The organism is Salicibibacter halophilus (assembly GCF_006740705.1).
GTDB classification, from domain to species: domain Bacteria; phylum Bacillota; class Bacilli; order Bacillales; family Marinococcaceae; genus Salicibibacter; species Salicibibacter halophilus.
In genome coordinates, this window is record NZ_CP035485.1 from 915,468 (window position 1) to 935,253 (window position 19,786).

General features: G+C 50.1%; 24 protein-coding genes. 2 read left to right on the forward strand and 22 right to left on the reverse strand.

Features of this window, described 5'->3' with window-relative positions:
• The 18 genes from EPH95_RS04435 to EPH95_RS04520 form a co-directional block, all read right to left on the reverse strand.
• Complete coding sequence (locus tag EPH95_RS04435) at positions 1–1,047, reverse strand: phosphotransferase family protein (RefSeq protein WP_142087690.1); 1,047 nt, start codon at positions 1,045–1,047, stop codon at positions 1–3.
• Positions 1,044–1,799, reverse strand: coding sequence for a 2-phosphosulfolactate phosphatase (locus EPH95_RS04440; RefSeq protein WP_227004045.1), 756 nt, complete (start codon positions 1,797–1,799; stop codon positions 1,044–1,046). Before EPH95_RS04440 ends, EPH95_RS04435 begins: the two co-directional genes overlap by 4 nt.
• A gap of 71 nt (positions 1,800–1,870) precedes the next feature.
• Positions 1,871–3,184 (reverse strand): TRAP transporter large permease, encoded by a 1,314-nt coding sequence (locus EPH95_RS04445; RefSeq protein WP_142087694.1) that lies wholly within the window; start codon positions 3,182–3,184, stop codon positions 1,871–1,873.
• The gene (locus tag EPH95_RS04450) at positions 3,185–3,718 is read right to left on the reverse strand and encodes a TRAP transporter small permease subunit (protein WP_142087696.1); all 534 of its coding nucleotides are present in this window, start codon (positions 3,716–3,718) and stop codon (positions 3,185–3,187) included.
• Positions 3,719–3,752: 34 nt separating this feature from the next.
• Positions 3,753–4,850: a TRAP transporter substrate-binding protein gene (locus tag EPH95_RS04455; protein ID WP_142087698.1), complete on the reverse strand. Its 1,098-nt coding sequence runs from the start codon at positions 4,848–4,850 to the stop codon at positions 3,753–3,755.
• 104 nt (positions 4,851–4,954) lie between these two features.
• Positions 4,955–5,356, reverse strand: coding sequence for a MaoC/PaaZ C-terminal domain-containing protein (locus tag EPH95_RS04460; RefSeq protein WP_142087700.1), 402 nt, complete (start codon positions 5,354–5,356; stop codon positions 4,955–4,957).
• The gene (locus EPH95_RS04465) at positions 5,353–5,802 is read right to left on the reverse strand and encodes a MaoC family dehydratase N-terminal domain-containing protein (protein WP_142087702.1); all 450 of its coding nucleotides are present in this window, start codon (positions 5,800–5,802) and stop codon (positions 5,353–5,355) included. The genes EPH95_RS04460 and EPH95_RS04465 overlap by 4 nt, the downstream gene beginning before the upstream one ends.
• 15 nt (positions 5,803–5,817) lie before the next feature.
• The gene (gene fabG / locus EPH95_RS04470; protein ID WP_142087703.1) at positions 5,818–6,573 is read right to left on the reverse strand and encodes a 3-oxoacyl-ACP reductase FabG; all 756 of its coding nucleotides are present in this window, start codon (positions 6,571–6,573) and stop codon (positions 5,818–5,820) included.
• Between the two features lie 69 nt (positions 6,574–6,642).
• Positions 6,643–7,818, reverse strand: a complete 1,176-nt coding sequence (locus EPH95_RS04475) for an acyl-CoA dehydrogenase family protein (RefSeq protein ID WP_142087705.1) — start codon at positions 7,816–7,818, stop codon at positions 6,643–6,645.
• 150 nt (positions 7,819–7,968) lie between these two features.
• On the reverse strand, positions 7,969–9,132 hold the full coding sequence (locus EPH95_RS04480; RefSeq protein WP_142087707.1) for a thiolase family protein: 1,164 nt from the start codon (positions 9,130–9,132) through the stop codon (positions 7,969–7,971).
• A gap of 7 nt (positions 9,133–9,139) precedes the next feature.
• Positions 9,140–9,520, reverse strand: a complete 381-nt coding sequence (locus EPH95_RS04485) for a PaaI family thioesterase (RefSeq protein ID WP_227004046.1) — start codon at positions 9,518–9,520, stop codon at positions 9,140–9,142.
• 360 nt (positions 9,521–9,880) lie between these two features.
• Positions 9,881–11,146 (reverse strand): ABC transporter substrate-binding protein, encoded by a 1,266-nt coding sequence (locus EPH95_RS04490; protein WP_142087709.1) that lies wholly within the window; start codon positions 11,144–11,146, stop codon positions 9,881–9,883.
• Positions 11,147–11,166: 20 nt separating this feature from the next.
• Positions 11,167–11,874, reverse strand: coding sequence for an ABC transporter ATP-binding protein (locus EPH95_RS04495; protein ID WP_142091480.1), 708 nt, complete (start codon positions 11,872–11,874; stop codon positions 11,167–11,169).
• Positions 11,858–12,634: an ABC transporter ATP-binding protein gene (locus EPH95_RS04500; RefSeq protein WP_142087711.1), complete on the reverse strand. Its 777-nt coding sequence runs from the start codon at positions 12,632–12,634 to the stop codon at positions 11,858–11,860. Before EPH95_RS04500 ends, EPH95_RS04495 begins: the two co-directional genes overlap by 17 nt.
• Positions 12,634–13,638, reverse strand: coding sequence for a branched-chain amino acid ABC transporter permease (locus tag EPH95_RS04505; RefSeq protein ID WP_142087713.1), 1,005 nt, complete (start codon positions 13,636–13,638; stop codon positions 12,634–12,636). The genes EPH95_RS04500 and EPH95_RS04505 overlap by 1 nt, the downstream gene beginning before the upstream one ends.
• A 1-nt stretch (position 13,639) precedes the next feature.
• A complete protein-coding gene (locus EPH95_RS04510) occupies positions 13,640–14,506 on the reverse strand; it encodes a branched-chain amino acid ABC transporter permease (protein ID WP_142087715.1) in 867 nt (288 codons plus the stop codon).
• Positions 14,507–14,521: 15 nt separating this feature from the next.
• Positions 14,522–16,084 carry a long-chain-fatty-acid--CoA ligase gene (locus EPH95_RS04515; protein WP_142087717.1) on the reverse strand — a complete coding sequence of 521 codons (1,563 nt, stop codon included), beginning with the start codon at positions 16,082–16,084 and terminating at the stop codon, positions 14,522–14,524.
• 295 nt (positions 16,085–16,379) lie between these two features.
• Positions 16,380–16,556 (reverse strand): SDR family oxidoreductase, encoded by a 177-nt coding sequence (locus EPH95_RS04520; protein WP_227004048.1) that lies wholly within the window; start codon positions 16,554–16,556, stop codon positions 16,380–16,382.
• A 50-nt stretch (positions 16,557–16,606) separates the two neighbouring features.
• Between EPH95_RS04520 and EPH95_RS04525 the strand changes: the two genes are divergently transcribed.
• A complete protein-coding gene (locus tag EPH95_RS04525) occupies positions 16,607–17,005 on the forward strand; it encodes a HEPN domain-containing protein (protein ID WP_142087719.1) in 399 nt (132 codons plus the stop codon).
• The gene (locus tag EPH95_RS04530; protein ID WP_142087720.1) at positions 16,972–17,313 is read left to right on the forward strand and encodes a nucleotidyltransferase family protein; all 342 of its coding nucleotides are present in this window, start codon (positions 16,972–16,974) and stop codon (positions 17,311–17,313) included. Before EPH95_RS04525 ends, EPH95_RS04530 begins: the two co-directional genes overlap by 34 nt.
• Positions 17,314–17,412: 99 nt before the next feature.
• Here EPH95_RS04530 and EPH95_RS04535 read toward each other — a convergent pair whose 3' ends face one another.
• From EPH95_RS04535 to ylqF, 4 genes are all read right to left on the reverse strand, one after another.
• Complete coding sequence (locus tag EPH95_RS04535) at positions 17,413–17,781, reverse strand: thiol-disulfide oxidoreductase DCC family protein (RefSeq protein WP_142087722.1); 369 nt, start codon at positions 17,779–17,781, stop codon at positions 17,413–17,415.
• A 70-nt stretch (positions 17,782–17,851) separates the two neighbouring features.
• Entirely contained in the window at positions 17,852–18,040 is a 189-nt protein-coding gene (locus tag EPH95_RS04540; protein ID WP_142087724.1) for a hypothetical protein, read from the reverse strand.
• Between the two features lie 76 nt (positions 18,041–18,116).
• Complete coding sequence (locus EPH95_RS04545; protein WP_142087726.1) at positions 18,117–18,884, reverse strand: ribonuclease HII; 768 nt, start codon at positions 18,882–18,884, stop codon at positions 18,117–18,119.
• A gap of 31 nt (positions 18,885–18,915) precedes the next feature.
• A complete protein-coding gene (ylqF, locus tag EPH95_RS04550; RefSeq protein ID WP_142087728.1) occupies positions 18,916–19,764 on the reverse strand; it encodes a ribosome biogenesis GTPase YlqF in 849 nt (282 codons plus the stop codon).
• Positions 19,765–19,786: the final 22 nt, after the last annotated feature.

Below are 19,786 nucleotides of genomic sequence, written 5' to 3' on the forward strand. Positions count from 1 at the left end.
TCACCCCTCATTTAATGATTGCGATGCATATTCAATTAGACTTTTCGCGCGGCCACCGTAATGCTTAAAGCGTTCATCCTGCGTCTGGCCGTTTTTCCAGCGAAAATAAATCTGTTGAACAATTACGGCCAACTTAAAATAAGCAAACATTTGGTAAAAATGAATCGATGAGCAATCCCGTCCGCTTTTTTCCGCATAACGATCAATCAGTTCGCGGCGAGTTAAAAAGCCGGGTTTTTTCGTGACCGTTTGGAACGTCGATTGTAAAAGTTCCGGGTCGTCGTCCTGGATCCAGTAACTGAGAACGACGCCGAGGTCGAAAAGGGGATCGCCGATCGTCGCCATTTCCCAATCGACAACCGCTTTTATCTCGGATAGATCATTGGAAAATAAAAGATTATTGAACTTGAAATCATTGTGAATGACCGTCGTCTCTCCGTCTGCGGGGACGTTTTCCGTGAGCCATTTTTTCAGATTTTCATATTCTGGAATGTCTTCGGTTTTGGCCCGTTCATAACGTTTAAGCCAGCCATGGACTTGGCGTTCCATGAACCCTTCCGGTTTACCGAATTGATGCAGACCGGCTTTTTCGGTGTCCACCCGGTGAAGCGCTGCCAACGTATCAATAAATTGATGGGACAGGTGTCGGCCGATCTCTTCCGTTTCCTCTACCCCTTCGGGCAACTTGTCATCGATGACAATGCCTTCTTTTCGCTCCATGACGTAAAACGTGGCGTCCATGACGGATGGGTCTTCCCCGAGCACATACGGCTTCGGTGCCAAAGGAAATGCAGGATGGAGTCGCGAAAGGATCTCATACTCCCGCTTCATGTCGTGAGCTTTAGGCGGCAGCGGTCCGAACGGCGGACGCCGCAAAACGCCTTGCCACTCGCCGCAAGCTAATAGATAGGTTAAGTTCGAAGCCCCGGCGGGATATTGATTCACTTTTAAAGGCTCGTCTTTAGGAATGTCATCCAGATGTTTTTCCAAAAACGGTTTTATTTTAGCAAGATCCAGTTCTTCGCCACTGCGTACGGATTGGGTCATTTTGCTTCACTCCCCATAGACTTAAATCTTAGTTCAGCTCCGTTATGAAGCCCTACCACCGACTCCGAGCTCCCTACCTCGACCACAAACTCCAACAACGCATCCAATCCCAATTTGTGAAAATTGCGCCCCACGCGTCCCTTTGCCACAAGCTCCGCCACATTTTTCGGATCAAAACGTTGGTCCAATGCATACACAGCGGCATCGTTTAAGTGAGCATTTTCCACGTTAAGCCGGGACAGGATAAGATTTGCACAAATATAGTCTTCCAATGAAAACTGCCCGAGGGAACCCGCGCACACGATAATGACTTCTTCCGGAGCTTCCCGGTTGATATAATCCGCGATTGCATAGGCATTTCTCAAATTCCCCAAGACCAACGTGTCCGCTGCTTTCGCTTTCATAATCGCTCTCGTCCCGTTGGAAGATAAAAAGACGATATCCTGATCTTTCACACGTTCCGGTGTGTATTCATCCGGCAAATGGGCGCAATCAAAGCTTTCAACAGGCTGCCCTCCGAGCTCTCCTCCGGTAAGCACGGAAGAATGACCGAGTTCTTTCTTCAACCGATGAGCTTCTTCTACTCCGGAAACCGGAAAAATACGCCGGGCGCCCCGTTCCATAATGGTGACAAGTGTCGTTGTCGCTAGCAGCACATCAATAACAACAACCGTCGCGCCCTCCAAACTTTCGGGTCTGATTTCTTCTGTCGTTAACCATAAACGGCACTTTCCCATATCGAAAACGTTCACCACCCTATAAATTTATCCCTCTTCGTTTTTATCTTATCATGTTCCTCGTTCACCTCCCGCCCGGAATAAACTTAATCCATCATCAAAGCCGGCAGTAATAAGGCAATTTCCGGAATTAATATGATGATGATCAGTAGCAGCAACAGCAGGAAAATAAATGGCCATACAGCTGCATAAATCGACCGGATATTTAAATCCCCGGCGACCCCTTTCATAATAAACAGACTGACCCCAAAAGGCGGGGTGAGGTTCCCTATGCAAACGGCAATGCAAAACAAAATGCCGAACCAAATCATGTTAAAGTCTAAAGCGGTAAGCACAGGCAAAAACAAGGGAGCGGTAATTAACAACACCGCGACGGTATCAATGAACATCCCTAATATAAGGAAAAATAATAGAATTAATATCAGAATGATCCAGCGATTAAAACCGGTTTCCGTAATCATCCCTGCCAACCAGTCCCCGACTCCGGTTACCGCGACGATACGCGCATAGGCAACGGCGCCGATTAATATCCAAAAGATCATTCCGCTTAGACGGGCGGTCATGAGAAATATACTTTTGATATTTTCCATGTTTAGTTTTTTCCTCGTCCCTGCCGCAAATAATGCGCCGGCAGCTCCCACGGCACCCGCTTCCGTCGGCGTCGCGACCCCTAAGTAAATCGAACCAAGCACTAGGAAAATAACGACCGCGGGTAAAATAATCCCTTTTAAAGACCAAAATTTTTCCGCCCATGTGAAGCGATGGCCAACTTCAATATTCGGTCCTTTTTCCGGCTTGATGAAACATAAAACGAGGGAGTAAATAATAAACAGAATAGCGGCCAAAATTCCCGGCAATATGCCGGCCATAAATAAGGCTCCCGCCGATTCTCCCGACTCTGATGCATAGACGATCATGACAATGCTTGGCGGGATGAGAACGCCTAAAACACCCCCGGCCATAATGACTCCCAAAGTTAATTTGTCATCATACCCTCTTTTTAACATCGATGGCCTTGCCACCATGCCCAATGCCGCGGTGGCTACGGAAACGACCCCTACCATGGAAGCAAAAACGGCTGACACCACGGAAGTTCCGGCCGCCAGTCCTCCCCGGATCCCGCCGAACCAACGGTAAATCACTTCATACATGTCTTCGGCCAAGTCGCTATACATCAAAACCGCTGCCATAAAAATATACAATGGAAGCGCCGTCAGGATCGACTGGGTGGCGTGTTCATATGAACCTAGCACAAAACCATCCAAACTTGAAAAACCATCCCAGAAGATTAATCCCATAATGATCGAGATGCCGCCCATGGCGAAACTAACCTGCACCCCGAGAAATAGAAAGAGGAACAATGAGCCAAATAAGATAATTGCTATGACTCCAATATCCATCTATCGTCCCTCCTCGGCATTATAAAGATCTTCTCCGGTGACGATAATATGGATATTGTTGATGCTTCTCACCAAACCTTGCAAGCCAATCAGAGCACCGCCAATAGGGACGATCAACCATTGAATCCACAGGGGCATTTCCATCCCCCCGGATGACATGGCTCCCACCTGGTAATAGTGAATGACATAATCCATGCCCACCCATATAAGGGTGACGGCCATAACAAATAATAGAGCCATCCCTACGAGATCAACGACACTTTTTTGTTTTCTTGAATAGTTTTCAAAAAAAACATCCACCCGGACGTGGTGCCCCATAGCCAGGGCATATCCACCCAAACCAAAAGCAATGATGCCGGTGCTCCAAGTCGACAAATCAAACGCCCAAACCGTCGGAGCATTGAAAAAATACCGCATTAATACATCGAAAAATAACAATATACTTACAAACGCGATTAACGTTCCGATAACCCATACCATCGCTTTATTTATCTTGGTGATCCCGCTCATCGTTCTGATCACCACTTGTTTCATTGAATCATCGCCCCTCTTGCTTCGATCTTTGCTGTCAATCTAAATATTGATCCATATAGTTGTCCGCTTCAGGGTTCTCCTCAATCCACTTCTCATTTTCAACGAGCAACGTTTCCACCATTTCTTCCGTACGCTCATTCATGGAAGCAAAATTTCTCCAAATTTTTTCCTGGCTGATTTGTTCTAATTCATCGAATTCTTCCTCTGACATCGGAACGAATTCCGTCCCTTCTTCTTCGGCTAAATCAAAAATCTCTCGCGTATATCGTTGCGAGCCTTCCATCGCATCTTTTTCCATTTCCAAGGCCGTTTCCTGCATAATGGCCTGGATGTCTTCGGGAAGTTCTTCCCAGGTGGACTCGCTAATAGCTACCATCCCTAACGCAGGATTAAGGGTTGGAACGGATAAATAATCAACAACTTCCACAAAGTTATACGTATCTAACGTGTAGTATGGAAATTGCATCGCGTCAATTGTGCCTCTTAACAAGCCTTCATATTGCTCAGCCGCGGGCAAGGAAGCGACACCGGATCCCATGCTTTGGTTAAAATCAATCGTTAAATTGCTCACGATATTCATAACCATGCCTTCCATATCTTCAACTTCGGCAATCGGGGAGGTGGACATATAACCCGTCGTGCTGCTTGACCAAAAAGTTAACGGTTTCACTCCGTAATCTTCCAGCGCTTCTTCATACAACGCTCCGACTTCTGTTTCCCGCAACAGATGGCGTGTATGTTCTTCCCCCATATTCCAATAAGGCAAGGAAGCGATCGCCCCTTCCGGTATTCGTTCCACCCAATAGGAGGGTGAAGTATTTTGGATATCAATGGTTCCGCGGGCAAGGGCATCAGCCGATTCATCTTGGCCAAACAACTGGTCACTGTAATACACATCAAAGGTTACACGGCCGTCCGTTCGTTCCTCTACCAGCTCCATAAACCTTTCCTGGGCTTGGTACTTGGGTTCCCACTCATATTCGGAAGGAGGATAGGAAGAGTGATACGTTAACGTGTACGTTTCCTCTTCCGCTTCCTCTGCTGCCTCGTCCGCAGACGAAGGCTCGCACGCCGAAAAAATAACAAGTAACACAAAAATGAACGCTGTTGTTGTTCCCCATCGCTGCATCATTCATTTCCTGCCTTTCATGTTACTCATCCCTTATAAAAGCGATTTCAATAATGATGGCATAAAGAGGGGCACCATACCTTTCGTTGGCCCCCTCTTTGTTTTTCCTAATACGTCTTAAAAACAACCTTCCCTTTTAAAACGTCTTCCTCTTTTTGGTTTTTCGCGTTCACATCAAAAGTGATTTTTCCCTCGTTTTGCTCGCTCACTTCCGCGTTCAATGAAACCTCGTCGCCGAGAAAAACCATGCCGCGGAAGCGAATTTGGTACGTTTCGATGAATCCTTCCTCGTAGTAAGGGGTGAAGAGTTTGGCGAGGTTGCCCATCGTCCACATGCCATGAGCGATAATGCCGGGGAGTCCCGCTTTTTCCGCTTCTTCATCAATCGTATGGATCGGATTATAGTCGCCGGATGCGCCGGCGTATTTAATTAAATCAAGACGTGACACCGGGGGCAGCGTTACCGCCTCCAACGTGTCGCCGGCCTGTTTTTCTGCAATCGCGCTCATGCCTTCATCCCCTTTCTGACTGCTTCGGTAATAATGACCACTTGGTCGGCGCTGAAAACGAGTGTCCCATCGTCGTCTTCCCCTTTTCCTTCGAGCGTGAGAATCCCCATCGTGCCGCTTTTTCCGGCTTTTTCCTTGTAATCTTTCACTTCCGTCCAGCAATGAATGTCTTCGCCGACGAGCAGCGGGCGTTCATAATGATAGATTTGCTCGCCGTGAATGAGTCCTTTGCTCGGCAATCCCAATCCGTCGATTTCTCCGTAATCAAACACGCGCGGGAATGTCGGCGGCGCGATATTGGCGCCATAGCGCGATGCCTTTCCCGCATCTTCATCGACGAAAATCGGATGCGCATCCCCGATGGCGTCGGCGAATTTGCGCACGGCGCCACGTTCAACCGTATTTCTCACCTTATTGGATCGCTTTCCAATTGCATCTTCAAACATTGTCTCCAACCTCCTTTACGCTTTCGGTCCGCCGGCGACGTAGATGACTTGTCCGCTCACGAACGAGGAACGCTCATCGGCGAAAAACGCCACCGCGTTCGCGATATCTTCAGGTCTCCCGCTGCGAGCGACGGGGATTTGCGAGACGCTTGCTTCCACCAATTTTTCAAAAGGAATGTTGAGCCGCTCGGCCGTCGCTTTCGTCATGTCCGTTTCGATGAATCCGGGCGCGATAGAATTCGCCGTAATTCCAAATTTGCCAAGTTCAATAGCCAACGTTTTTGTAAACCCTTGCAAACCTGCTTTAGCGGTTGAATAGTTCGCCTGTCCGCGATTTCCCAAAGCCGACGTCGATGATAGATTGATAATACGGCCGTATTTTTGCTCAACCATATACGTTTGCGCCACACTCGCGGCGTTAAAGGACCCATTCAAATGCACATCCATGACCGTCTTCCAATCGTCTTCGGTCATTTTAAAAAGCATGTTATCGCGGATGACGCCGGCATTGTTGACAAGGATGTCGATGGAACCATACGCGTCATAGGCTTCCTTCATCGCGTTTTCTACTTCTTCGCGATTCGTAACGTTCGCGTTGATCGCCAAAACATCCTGGCCTGCAAAGTGTTCGCGCGCCTCTGCCAACGCTTCTTCGTTGATATCGATAATCGCCACTTTCGCGCCGTCATGGACGAGCCGTTCGGCAATGCCACGCCCGATCCCCCGGCTTCCACCGGTTATAAATGCCGTTTGTCCTGAAAAATTTGTCATATATACCACTCCCATCCTAAAGTTACTTATATTTTATATGAAAATAAACCCTTGTAAACACGTAGCAGATTAAATGTGTTGCCCCAGTTTTACATTTCCTTTTAATAGGTTACGAGAAATGATCAAGCGTTGAATTTCATCGGTCCCGTCATAGATTCTCCAGAGCCGGGCTTCCCGGTACCAGCGTTCGATGGGCAGCTCTTTCGTGTAGCCCATGCCGCCGTGGATTTGCATCACGCGATCGATGATGTCATTTCCCTTCGTCGCGCCGTATAGTTTTGCCATCGAGGCATAGTGGCGATTGTCTTCGCCGTTGTCCAAGCTGAAGGCGGCGTTGAGGACCAACCATTTGGCCGCTTCGAGCTCGACCGCCGAGTCCGCAATTTGCCACTGGATCGCTTGGCGGGTGGAAATCGGTTTTCCGAACGTTTCCCGCTCCTTGGAATAATCGATGGCCATATTGAGCAAACGTTCGGCCGATCCGACTGCCCGTGCCCCGACGATCCAGCGGGCGAATCCGATCCATTCCAACCCGAGGTCGTAGCCGCGGTCGAGCTCGCCGAGAATGTTTTCTTCCGGCACGCGCACTTGATCGAAAATAAGCGATGCGGGCCCCCATTCGCCCATCGTGTCGATGTATTCGGATTTCCAGCCCATGTCTCTTTCCGCGATGAAACAAGTAACGCCGTCCCGGCCGTTGGCCGCGTGGGCTTCCTTGTCCGTGATCGCGATCACCATGACAAAGTCTGCTTCATTCCCGCCGGTGATGAACGTTTTCTCGCCGTTAAGCACCCATTCATCGCCGTCTTTTTCCGCGGTCATTTTGATGTTTTGCGTATCGGATCCGGCGCCGGGTTCGGTGAGGGCAAAGCAGGATTTTTTCTCGCCGCTGATCGTCGGGAGGAGATACTTTTCTTTTTGTTCTTCGTTGCCGTAATAGAGGATGTTGTCGGCCGAACCGCCGAACGTGAACGGGACGAACGTCTTCGCCACTTCCATCATGACGATCGCGTACATGACCTGGCCGAGGTCGGCGCCGCCGTACTCTTCCGGCGTATTGATGCCCCAGAAACCGGCATCTTTCGCTTTTTGTTGCAGCTCTTCGATTTTTTCTGCGGGGAGGCTCGGCTTCCCTTCCCGTTCATTGCGCAGCACATCGTTCTCCAGCGGCATCAGTTCTTTTTCCACGAATTTGCGAATCGTCGTCTGCACCATTTTTTGTTCTTCTGTTAAGCGTAAATCCATCGGTATCTCTCCCTCTTTTTCACTCTTGGATCTGGCACTTTTTCCGGATAATCTGTCACTTTGCATGTTTAATCTGTCACTTTTCGCAGATAATCTGTCACTTTTCGCTCATATTCTGTCACTTTCCGCAGATATTCTGGCACTTTACAATTAGTCTCGCTCCACGACGAGTGCGATGCCTTGGCCGCCGCCGATGCAGGCGGTGACGAGTCCTTTCTTCTCCCCGCGGCGTTCGAGCTCATAGCACAATTTCGTCACGAGCATACCGCCGGTCGCGGCAATTGGATGGCCGTGGGCGATCGCTCCGCCGTTCACATTCACTTTGTCCATGTCAAAGTTTAGGTCCCGGTCACAAGCGAGCACTTGGGCGGCAAACGCTTCATTGATTTCGATCAAATCGAAATCATCCAACTGATCCCCGCTTTTTTCAAGTACTTTTTTCACAGCCGGAACGGGACCGATGCCCATAATATTCGGGTCAACGCCCGCGACCGCCGATGCCTTCACCGTTGCCAGCGGTTTCAATCCGCGCTTTTTGGCTTCGGTCCCGGACATCAACACCAACGCCGACGCCCCGTCGTTAATCCCGGAGGAACTGCCGGCAGTGACGCTGCCGTCTTTTTTAAAAACCGGCGCGAGTTTGGCGAGCGATTCCTTTGTCACATCCGGGCGCGGATGCTCGTCTTGATCAAACGTCACGGTGCCTTTTCGTGTTTTCACGTCGATCGGCACAATTTGATCCTTGAAATACCCTTTCTCCACCGCATCACCCATGCGCTCCTGGCTTCTCAACGCAAAAGCATCCTGCTCTTCGCGGCTCACCTCATACTGATCCGCCAGGTTCTCCGCCGTAATGCCCATGGGCGGATCCCCGATGGCATCGGGCGAGAGCCTGCGATTAATGAACGACGGCGGCCGCCGGTCGTACGCCCGTTCTTGCACGGCTAACAGGTGCGGGCTACGCGTCATGCTTTCCGTGCCGCCGGCCACGACAACATCGGCATTTCCTGCGATGATTTTCTCGGCAGCTAAAGCGACGCTATTAATGCCCGATCCGCATTGGCGATCAATCGTGAGCCCCGGAATCTCCACCGGCAAGCCCGCTTCGAGGAGCGACACGCGCGCGGTGTTTCCTCCGCCGCTGAGACAATTTCCGAAAATAACATCTTCCACGGCTTCCTGTTCCACGTCCGCGCGACGCAACGCCTCGCTGATGACTTCGCCGCCGTACACGGACGGATCGACGGACGCTAACGCTCCGCCTTTTTTCGCGATGGCCGTCCGGACGGCAGAAACGATAACCACATCTTCCATTTTTGCATCAACCTTTTCTCAGTATTTTAAATGTTCCTGTCCCTTTTGCGATCGCTGTGCCCGTTGCATCCGTAATAACCCCTTCGACGGTCGCTGACTTGTAGCCAAGTTGCAAAATGGTGCCGGTTGCGCTCAGCCGACCTTTTTTCACCGGAGCCAGGTAGTTGACGTTGAGGGACACCGTCGTGCTCGGCAATTCGGTACGGTGATGGAGGACCGCGCCGAGCACATTGTCCAGCATCGTGGCATGCACGCCGCCGTGGAGAGTGTCGTTGCGATTCATGTGCTTCTCGTCGATATCGAGGAGAATGGTGACGTCCCCTTCGTCGGCTTCCTTCATTTCAAAACCGACGTGATTGAAAAATTGGCTTTCGTTTGCTAAATCCACGTATGGCTCCTCCCAAAAAACAATGTCACTTTCTATACTTGCAATTTTTATGCCAGCATTTGAAGTCCCAGGATACCAACCGGTTAGTTAATTGGAAGTAAAACATAAGCGTTTAATGATACAAAAATGAATAATAACGATTCTGATATGAATCAAATTGTAAGAAAACAGCCAAGAGATTCGATCGAGCATCTCCCGGCTGGGAGAGACGTTTTCTATCGATCTACATTGAGGCCGATCGCCGAATATAGAACGTTGGACATTCTCTATCGTTCTAATTTCGCGACCATCTCTGAAAATAGATCGTTAGACGCTCTCTATCGTTCAAACTTCGCGGCAATCGCCCGGCGGCGACGTTTTCTAGTGATCAAAATCCACGAGTTCCACTTCTCCGTCTTCCACGACGGCCATTCTCAGTTCCGTCGTCATGCCGCCGTCTTCGTCTATTCCTGATACATCATAGATTCTTTTATCTTCATCCACTTGGTGGAGTCCTTCGTCCAAGTGCTCGCGAATCGCATGGGCATCTTCGGTTTCACCGGCTGCTTTCATGGCTTCGGCCAGGATATAAACGCTGTAATAGTGGTAGCCGGCTTCCGAGCCGGGATCGGCGTCATGCATTTCTTGATAGTCGCTGACAAATTGTTCGTTTCCTTCATGAATGTCATCGACGAGCGGAGCCACGCCGACCGAACCTTCAATGACGTCCGGCGCGCCGCCGAGAACGTTATCGATTTCATCGAGCTTCGCCTGGTCCATCACCAAAAATCCGCCTTCAAATCCCAATTCTCTCGCCTGGGACATGACTTGTGCCGTCGGTTCCGAGGAGCCGCCGACGAAAAGAACATCCGGGTCATCAGCTAACGCGTTGGTGACCAACGTGTAAAAGTCGGTGTCCTGGGCATAGTCCACGGAACTTTCATGAATGACGTCACCGCCCATTTCTTCCCAAGCCGGTCCCAGTGCCTCGGCCCAATCCATGCCGAACTCGGTGTTCGGCGGCAGCATGGCTAAGTCCGTGCCGAAGCGCTCCATCTGGTATTCGGAAAATGGCTCGATGTAGTTGTCATACGTGGGCGGAATTCGCCACGTTAGATCATTCCCCTGTTGCGTAATTTCTGGCTCGCTGGAATATGAGCCGAGGAGCACTTCGTCTTGTTCGTTAAACACTTGCGTAGCATACGTGCCGCCGCTGTGAGGCACAAAAATAAAAGGGGTGTCGTCTTCTTGCACGAGCCGCCGCACGTTCGCGCCTGTTTCATCCGGCAAGTACTGGTCGTCAAGACTTACAAGATTGAACGAATACGTTTCTCCGTCGACCTCAAAGCCGCCGTCTTCGTTAATTTCTTCCATCGCCATCGAGATGCCGTTCAATGTGTTGTTCCCATAATATGCGCCGGCGCCGCTTAACGGACCGCTAAAACCAATGTCAATCACTTCCGTGCCTTCCGCCACTTCCGTGTCCACTTCAACCTCTTCTCCCCCGCCCTCATCATCGGGACCTCCCGGTGCAGGGGTTCCTTCCGCTTCTTCCGTAATATCTGCATCTTCCCCTCCGCCATTGCACCCGACCGCCAAGAGCATCATAACCCCGCCGACCATCATACTGATTTTTTTCATTTTCATTGCCCTCCTTTTATTTGGTTTTAAGCCCCGATATACGCTTTTCGAACGTCGTCATTGGCAAACAACTCCTCGCGATCCCCTTCCACAACGATTTTTCCGTCTTCAATGACGTACCCGCGGTCGGCTATCTTGAGGGCTGCATTGGCGTTTTGTTCCGCCAAAAGAACCGTCGTGCCGCCGCGATTGATTTCCTGAATGACGTCGAAAACCTGTTCAACGATCAGCGGCGCCAGCCCGATCGATGGTTCGTCTAGCAACAGCAATTCAGGGCGCGCCATCATCGCCCGTCCGATCGCCAGCATTTGTTGTTGACCGCCGCTAAGCGAGCCTGCGGATGCCTTCTGCTTTTCTTCCAAAATCGGAAACAACGTGTAGACCCGTTCCAGTGTTTCCGCGACGGCTTTTTTATCCCGTCTGACCGCATAGGAACCCATTTTCAAGTTTTCGGAGACGTTCATCTCCGGAAACAGTTTCCGCCCTTCCGGGCAATGGCCGATGCCGGCTTTCACCAAGTTGCTGGCGGGTACGCCGCCAATCGATTTGCCTTTCCATTCGATGCGCCCTTTTGCCGGTTTATTCAAGCCACTGATCGTCCGGAAAATCGTGCTTTTGCCGGCGCCGTTTGCCCCTAACAATACGACCAGCTCTCCGGCCTCCACGTGCATGGAGATGTCTGATAACGCCTCGTAAAACCCATATCGTACCGAAACATCAGTTAGCGTCAACAGCTTCATCACCCCCTCCCAAATACGCTTGAATGACGGTCTCGTTGTTTTGAATCTCTTCGGGTGTGCCTTCGGCGATTTTTTTTCCTTGGTTTAGGACGACAATGTGGTCAGCAATTTCCATGATCATCTGCATTTTGTGCTCGATTAAACAGACCGTTAAGCCATTGGCGACCATTTTGTGCATAAGATCGATCAACCCATCTGTTTCATCCGGGTTAACCCCCGCGGCCGGCTCATCCAAGAACACCACTTCCGGATCGGTGGCGAGGGCAACCGCGAAAGCGGCACGCTTCTTCGCCTCCTGGGAAACGTCCGAAACGAGCCGGTTCGCTTCCTTCGTTAATCCGACAAAAGCCAACACCTCCTCTGCTTTCTCGCGGCTTTCCCGTTCTTCCCTTTTCAACCTCGGCGTGCGCAACAAAGCGTCAAAAACTCCCGACTTCGTACGCAAGCGATGCCCGACGATCACGTTGTCCATGACGGTCGCCTGCTCAAACAGATTCGTCGTCTGAAACGTGCGGGCAATGCCCAATTTTGCAACGTTAAAGGCTTTCTTTTTGGTGATATCTTCGCCATTAAAAGTAATAGTTCCTTTCGTCGTTGGATAAAAGCCGCTGATCACATTGAAAAGCGTCGACTTCCCCGCCCCGTTCGGACCGATGATCGCCGTAATTTTTCCTTTTTCAATGCCGACATCGACGTTGTCCACGGCCGTCAATCCGCCAAATGCTTTCGTCAGGCCTTTCGTTTCAATGAACATTAATCGCCACCCCCGTACGTCGATGAGTTGGATGCTTGCTTTGCCATTTTTTGCTGTTTTTTATATTGCCGCTTCGCTTTCCACATTTGAATCCCGCCGACAATCCCTCTTGGGTAGAAAATAACGAGAAGTACCAAGACGGGGCCGAAAATCAACATGCGGTATTCCTCCATAAATTGGAGCGATTGCGTCAGCGTAACAATCAAGAACGTACCCACAAGCGGTCCGTACATCGTGCCGATGCCGCCAACGATCAAGTACGTCAACATATCAAACATCGTCATCGTGTACGAAATTTCCGGGCCGATAAAGCGGACGAAAGATGCGTACAGCGCGCCGGCCATGCCGGCAAAAAACGTAGAAATGACGAACGAAAGCAATTTCTGTTTCATCGTGTTGATGCCGATCGTCTGCGCCAGTTCTTCCGAATTGCGGATCGCGACAAACGTGCGGCCGACGAGGGATTCGGTGATAAACTTCATGAAGACAATCGTCAATACGAGAAAGGCGAGCACTAAATAATAATTGGATTCGGCACTTTCAAACGTGATCGGACCGATCGCCCCGGGAGGTTCGATCCCGATCAAGCCGCGCACACCCCCGGTCAATTCATCCCACTGATAAATGATGAGATAGATGATATAGCCGACGCAGAGCGTGTAGATCGCAAAATAATGCGTCTTCGTTCTTAAGGCAATGAGTCCGATCAATAAACCAGCAACCGTTGTTATCACGCAAGCAAGGAGAAACGCGAGCCAATAAGGCACATTCACATCCACCGTTAACAGGCCGAGCGAGTACGCCCCGATCGCGAAAAAACCTGCATGGGCGAGGGTGAGCTGACCCGTATACCCGGATATTAAGTTCATGCCATAGATAGCGATCGACCAAATAAAGGCGAGCGTCAAAATATACAAATAATACTGATTGTCTGTAACAAGAGGCACCACTAAAGCGATGAGCAAAAAGATAAGCGGCGTGGCATTTCTTTTAACCATGGACATGCTAGTGCGCCCCCTTTGCAAACAGACCTTGCGGCTTCACCGTTAAAATAATGACGAGCAACACAAAAGCGATGATGTCGCTGTATTCAGCGGAAATAAAGGTGGCGCCGAGGCTTTCGGAAAACCCGAGAATGTAACCGCCGAGAATCGCGCCCGGAACGCTGCCCATTCCTCCGATAATAACGATGACAAACGCTTTCAAAATGACGAGATGCCCCATGTCCGGGTACACGAGATTGATCGGAGCATTAATGCCGGCAGCCACTGCCGCGAGTCCGCCGGAAATAAAAAACGTCAACATCGCTACTCGGTTCGCGTTGATCCCCTGAAGAAAAGCCCCTTCACGATCTTGCGACATGGCAATGATCGAAGCGCCGATCATCGTCTTTTTCAAGAAAAGCTGCAAAGCGATCATGACGAGGATGGCTGCCACGACGATTAAAATGCGCTGCGTCGTCACCGTAACCCCGAGAAAAGAAACGATGTTGTCACTAAAGGGGGTGGACATGGAACGATAATCCGCGCCCCAGATGACACGGATGAGCGTTTCCAGGAACAACAACAAACCAATGGCCGCAATTTTATCGTGAATCGGCGGCGAATCGCGGAGCTGATTAAAGACGAGACGCTCCATCAGCACAGCGATACCTCCGACGACTAAAATCGCGATGAACATGGCGATAAAATAAGGCATTCCCAAGAGGGTCATGGACATTAACGTGGCATAGCCGCCGACCATATAGAGGGCCCCATGGGCAAAGTTCGGGATATGAAGAATCCCATAGACGAGCGTCAGCCCCAAAGCAACCAAGCTGTATACGCTTCCAATCGTAAGTCCGTTAAACAGTTGTTGCGCAAGAACATCCATGGAGCACCAACCTTCCTATTTTGTTTTCTCCGTTTCAACGAGTTGTCTTTTTAATATTTTTCCGACCGCGGTTTTCGGAAGTTCATCGACATAAGAAACCAGTTTTGGCACTTTGTAGTTCGAGAGGCTTTCCTTGCAAAAATCGATCAGCTCTTCTTCCGTGAGTTCTGCCCCCTCGTGTTTTACGACGACCGCTTTCACCGTTTCGCCGCGATACGGATCCGGCACGCCGATGACGGCAGCTTCTTGTACAGCCGGGTGTCTATAAATAACATCTTCCACTTCAATCGGGTAAACGTTGAATCCGCTCGCGAGGATCAGTTCTTTTTTCCTGCCGACGATGAAGTAATAGCCGTCTTCATCGACGTTGGCCAAGTCCCCGGTATAAAGCCAGCCATTCCGAAGCGTTTGCGCAGTTTCCTCCGGCAAGCCGTAATAGCCTTTCATGATTTGCGGGCCGCGAATGATCATTTCTCCGACTTCTCCGGTGGAGAGCTCCTCTTCACCGGTCGCGATATCAACGATCTTTGCTTCCGTATTCGGCAAGGTAATGCCGATACTGCCTGTTTTTTGCAAGCCATCCACAGGGTTGCGGTGCGTGACCGGCGAGGCTTCGGAAAGGCCAAACCCTTCGGCGACATTCGCTCCGGTGATGGAATTAAATGTGTTAATGACTTCAACGGGAAGCGGGGCGGAGCCGCTCGTCAAAATATTTAAGGACGAGAGGTCAAATTCACGCTCCTTATAATATTGCAATAAAGCCATATACATCGTCGGCACCCCTGGGAAACCGGTCGGTTTGAGACGTTCAATGATTTGGACGACTTCCTCGACGTCAAAGCGAGGGACGAGAATCATGTTTCCGCCTCGATAGAGCGTAAGGTTCATCGCGCTCGTCATGCCGTAGACGTGGAAAAGCGGCGCGATCGAGAGCACTCGCTCTTGTTCCTCGTTCTTGCTGACCTGTGTCGCGGACGATTGAAGCGTATTGGCCACCAAATTGTAGTGGGTGAGCATCGCGCCTTTCGAACGTCCCGTCGTGCCACCCGTATATTGAATGACAGCCACATCTTCTTTCGGGTCAATGGCTGCGCGCGGCGCTTCGCCTTCATCATTCAACAATGCATCAAAATGACTAGGTCCTTTTAACGAGACTTCGATGACGGTTTGAACACTGGTTTCTTTTTGGATCGCTTCGAAAACCGGTTGGAGATCATCCAACATAATGATCGCGCTAACATTTGAATCGTTAAGGACGTGCAACAGCTCCGGCGGCTTGTACATCGGATTCACTTGCACGACAGTCGCGCCAAGGCTTAGGACCGCGAAATAGCTCGCGGGGTACTGGGGACAATTCGGAAGCATCAGCGCGACGCGATCCCCTTTTTTAACCCCGCGTTTGGACAGGCCGCTCGCCACACGTTGGATGTTGTTGTTCAGTTCTTCGTATGTGTACGTGAGCTCCCCGAACGTCAACGCCGTTTTATGGCGATTGTCGACGAGGCTCTGCTCGAGCATCTTTCCCAAGGATATTTCAGGTATTTCAATAGCTTCATAAGGCGTGGCTTTATCCTCCATCGAGGCACACTTCCTTTCAAAAATAGTGTTGCCTATCATAATTGCAAAAAGCGTGCCAACGTGGAAGCGCTTTCTAATAGCGGCATACTGACCGGTTAGTTATGTAGGGGGATGATCTATAATACAAAAATGAATTTAAAATTCATTTTTGTATTATAGGTGTGGATGGATGAAGCGGAGGCCAAGCGTACATGATTTTAGAAAATGCCAGATTATGTTACGAAAGTGCCAGATTATCCGGTGAAACCACCAGAATAAGTCGTGAAAATGCCAGATTATATCCTTAGCAATCCCTCTACGCCATCGTCAAACCGCCACTAACCGATAAAGTTTGTCCAGTCACATATTTAGCATCGTCCGAGGCAAAATAGGCAATGGCGCCGGCGATGTCTTCCGGTTGTGCCAGGCGGCGAAAAGGGATTTTCCACGGACGAATAAGTCGCTGAACCTTTAAAACATGCCGCCCATTCACTGTGTTATAATAGTCAGTAAGATTTGGTATTGAGACTCGGGGGTGGTTAGGTGGATAAGAAAATGATGTATTGGTTGAACGAGTCTAAAGAAAATTTTGACACTGCACAAATACTGTATCGAAACAACAAATTTTTAGAAACAGCATTCTTTTGTCAGTTATCCACTGAAAAAATGTTGAAGGCATTTATTGCAAAGCGTACAGAAACAATGCCACCAAAAATTCATAATTTATTATCCCTGGCTAATAAGGCGAATCTGGATAATGAACTCAGTGAGTCCCAGTTAGAGTTTTTGACAGACCTTAACCCGTTTCAGTTAGAAGGACGATATCCCGGTGATAGGGAAATTTTATTAAAAAAGACACCCAAGAGTGAATTTGCAGACTTACTAAAAAGAACTGAGGTGGAACTGCAATGGCTAGAACAGAAGCTGAAATCCGAGAAATGATCAAGCAATATGTGAATGCGCTGGAAAGAGAGATAAGTGTCAAAAGAGTGATACTATACGGTTCTTATGCAAAAGGAACAGCCACAAATGACAGTGATATTGACATCGCTGTAGAATCCAACGATTTTAGCGATCACTATTTAAAAGAATGGCAACGATTATATCGATATGTATGGAAAAGTGGCGCCGATCCATTATTAGAACCGCGTCCCCTTCTCCGAGACAGCGAGCCCTTTATGACAGAAGAGATTTTAAAAACAGGTAAAGTTATTTACGAAGCCGACAAAGAAACTGCTCTACCGGATTAAAGGGCTTTGTGGGCACTCCCACGAACGTGAGTAGCTCCGGTTAGTTCGGAAAACTACCTCCAAGAGATGGAACACTCAACGTCCCGGTCCACCGCATGCTCACTCACGCTCATAAGGCACGCGGCCAAACCACTGATATCGGCGACTGGAAAAGAAGCGATAAACCGGGCCGCCAATCAACCCGGCACCCGGCACATACATGAGCACCGCGACGGGAAACGTGAGCGGGAGCAACACGAGCAGTTTACGCACGGTATTAAAGCCGGTTAATACTTGCTTGTCCGGGGTGAGCATATAGATCTCATCGTACATATTTTTGTAGGCGTTCGCTTTTTCAAGCGTTGCCGCGCTTATTTCTTGTACGGCGTGCCAGTGGATGGCATCGCGCCAGTCAAGTTTGCCGAGCACCCTTTTTACCGCTCGGCAGAGCGGGCATTCGCCGTCATAAAAAACGACATGTTTTCGCATCGGACGTCACCTCTTCTTTTACCGTACCACGAAAAAACAGATGCGCCAATGACGCATCTGTTTGTTGTCCCTAACATCCTTGATCGTTGCTGTCGTCTTTGTCTTTTTGTTCGCGCACCCTTTTCGTCATGTCTTTCGCCATCGCGTCCTGCTCTTGGGTGGCGTGAAAGAAACCAAATTCACCCGCGATTTCTTCTTTATGTTGATCGACGAATTCCTGGCTCGCTTCCACATCCAATAAATTTTTTTCTCTCGGCACACGTAAACCTCCTTCTTTTTCAAGGTTCTTTTAGTCTTTCATTTCCACATCCATTTTATAACCGGAGTGCGTGCCTTTACGCTTCACAGATCGCTACAGGTTCAAATGAGCGGCGGTGAACGGGGGTCGGCCCTTCGCGTTCCAATGCTTCTAAATGTGCTTTCGTCCCATAGCCGGCGTTTCGGTCAAACTGATAGGCGGGATAGCGTTCATGCAACGTTTTCATATATGTATCGCGCGTCACTTTCGCGACGACCGAAGCGGCGGCAATGCTCGCGCTTTTGGCATCGCCTTTGATGATGGGGGTTTGCGGCACATCAAGCGACAGCTCCATCGCGTCAATGAGCAGGTGATCGGGCGGTTTCGGCAGATCTTCAACGGCACGTGCCATCGCGAGGCGCGTCGCGTGATAAATATTGATCTCGTCAATCTCTTCGGATGAAGCCATGCCGATGCCTACATCTGCTGCGGCGACGATTTTGCCGTAAAATTGCTCCCGCTGTTCGACGTTTAGTTTTTTCGAATCAGTCAGGCCGGGCAATTCAAAAGCCGCAGGCAAAATAACCGCCGCTGCCGTCACCGGACCGGCGAGCGGGCCCCTGCCCACTTCGTCCACACCGGCAAGTTTCGCTTCCGGAAAAATGAATTGCTGATCGAACGAACACATGTCTCTAAATTGTTGCAGGCTCACTGCTTCCCGTTCGCGCATGCGATCGTATCGGGCGAGCAGTTCCCGGACTCCTTTGCGCGTATCTGTGCGCAGTTCGTTGATCCACCCGTCTGACGGGCTTTGATCGGCAAAAAGATGGGTCTTGATCTTCGCGATCGATAATGGTTTCGCCACCGCGTTCACCTCTTTCTTTTCATATCATCGCTCATTCTTCCGGTTTTTCCAGTGAAATGGCGCCCAGTTTTTCCGAGCGGAAATCACGAAGAATCACTTCCGCTGCCTGCTCAAAATCCACATCCCCGCCGGCGATAAGACAGCCGCGTTTTCGGCCGATCGCTTCAAAAAGTTCCACCCCTTCGCTCGGAAGTTCGGACAAGTTGTAGCGCGCTTTCAACGCCTCGGGATACCGCTCGTGCAGCTGCTTGATAAGGTAAAGCACAACGTCTTCAAAATCGAGGCGTTCATCTTTGATCGCGCCGGTGATGGCAAGCTTGTACCCGACCTCGGGATCTTCGAATTTCGGCCAGAGAATACCGGGGGTATCAAGAACATCCATCCGGTTGCTCACCTTAAGCCAATGATTGCCTTGGGTGACGGCCGGTTTGTTGCCCGTTTTCGCCTGGTTTTTTCCCACGAGGCGATTGATGACCGTTGATTTGCCGACATTGGGAATGCCGACGATCATCGCGCGAACCGAGCGGTTTTGAATGCCTTTTTTTTGCAAGGCTTGCATTTTCGGCTGGGCGAGCCGTTTCACTTCCTGGACGAGTTTGCCGGTGCCATGGTTATGTTTGGCGTTCATGAGGACAACCGTTTCGCCGTTTTGCTCGAAATGTTGCTGCCATGCTTTTGTGACGGCTTCATCGGCCATGTCCGTTTTCACGAGCGCGAGCACGTTCGGCCTGTCGGAAAGTATCTCGTTGAGGACAGGATTGCGCGACGCTTGGGGAATGCGGGCATCGGCCAGTTCCACGACGACATCCACGCGCTTGATCAGCTCCCGGACTTCGCGCGTCGCCTTTGCCATATGGCCCGGATACCATTGGATCGTCATTTTGTGTCACCTCCCTGGCTTA

Bases quoted from the DNA above. Each gene is read 5' to 3' on its own strand.
- EPH95_RS04435 (WP_142087690.1), bottom strand. From the start codon at position 1,047: ATGACCCAATCCGTACGCAGTGGCGAAGAACTGGATCTTGCTAAAATA.
- EPH95_RS04445 (WP_142087694.1), bottom strand. From the start codon at position 3,184: ATGGATATTGGAGTCATAGCAATTATCTTATTTGGCTCATTGTTCCTC.
- EPH95_RS04450 (WP_142087696.1), bottom strand. From the start codon at position 3,718: ATGAAACAAGTGGTGATCAGAACGATGAGCGGGATCACCAAGATAAAT.
- EPH95_RS04455 (WP_142087698.1), bottom strand. From the start codon at position 4,850: ATGATGCAGCGATGGGGAACAACAACAGCGTTCATTTTTGTGTTACTT.
- EPH95_RS04460 (WP_142087700.1), bottom strand. From the start codon at position 5,356: ATGAGCGCGATTGCAGAAAAACAGGCCGGCGACACGTTGGAGGCGGTA.
- EPH95_RS04465 (WP_142087702.1), bottom strand. From the start codon at position 5,802: ATGTTTGAAGATGCAATTGGAAAGCGATCCAATAAGGTGAGAAATACG.
- fabG (WP_142087703.1), bottom strand. From the start codon at position 6,573: ATGACAAATTTTTCAGGACAAACGGCATTTATAACCGGTGGAAGCCGG.
- EPH95_RS04475 (WP_142087705.1), bottom strand. From the start codon at position 7,818: ATGGATTTACGCTTAACAGAAGAACAAAAAATGGTGCAGACGACGATT.
- EPH95_RS04480 (WP_142087707.1), bottom strand. From the start codon at position 9,132: ATGGAAGATGTGGTTATCGTTTCTGCCGTCCGGACGGCCATCGCGAAA.
- EPH95_RS04490 (WP_142087709.1), bottom strand. From the start codon at position 11,146: ATGAAAATGAAAAAAATCAGTATGATGGTCGGCGGGGTTATGATGCTC.
- EPH95_RS04500 (WP_142087711.1), bottom strand. From the start codon at position 12,634: ATGTTCATTGAAACGAAAGGCCTGACGAAAGCATTTGGCGGATTGACG.
- EPH95_RS04505 (WP_142087713.1), bottom strand. From the start codon at position 13,638: ATGTCCATGGTTAAAAGAAATGCCACGCCGCTTATCTTTTTGCTCATC.
- EPH95_RS04510 (WP_142087715.1), bottom strand. From the start codon at position 14,506: ATGGATGTTCTTGCGCAACAACTGTTTAACGGACTTACGATTGGAAGC.
- EPH95_RS04515 (WP_142087717.1), bottom strand. From the start codon at position 16,084: ATGGAGGATAAAGCCACGCCTTATGAAGCTATTGAAATACCTGAAATA.
- EPH95_RS04530 (WP_142087720.1), top strand. From the start codon at position 16,972: ATGGCTAGAACAGAAGCTGAAATCCGAGAAATGATCAAGCAATATGTG.
- EPH95_RS04535 (WP_142087722.1), bottom strand. From the start codon at position 17,781: ATGCGAAAACATGTCGTTTTTTATGACGGCGAATGCCCGCTCTGCCGA.
- ylqF (WP_142087728.1), bottom strand. From the start codon at position 19,764: ATGACGATCCAATGGTATCCGGGCCATATGGCAAAGGCGACGCGCGAA.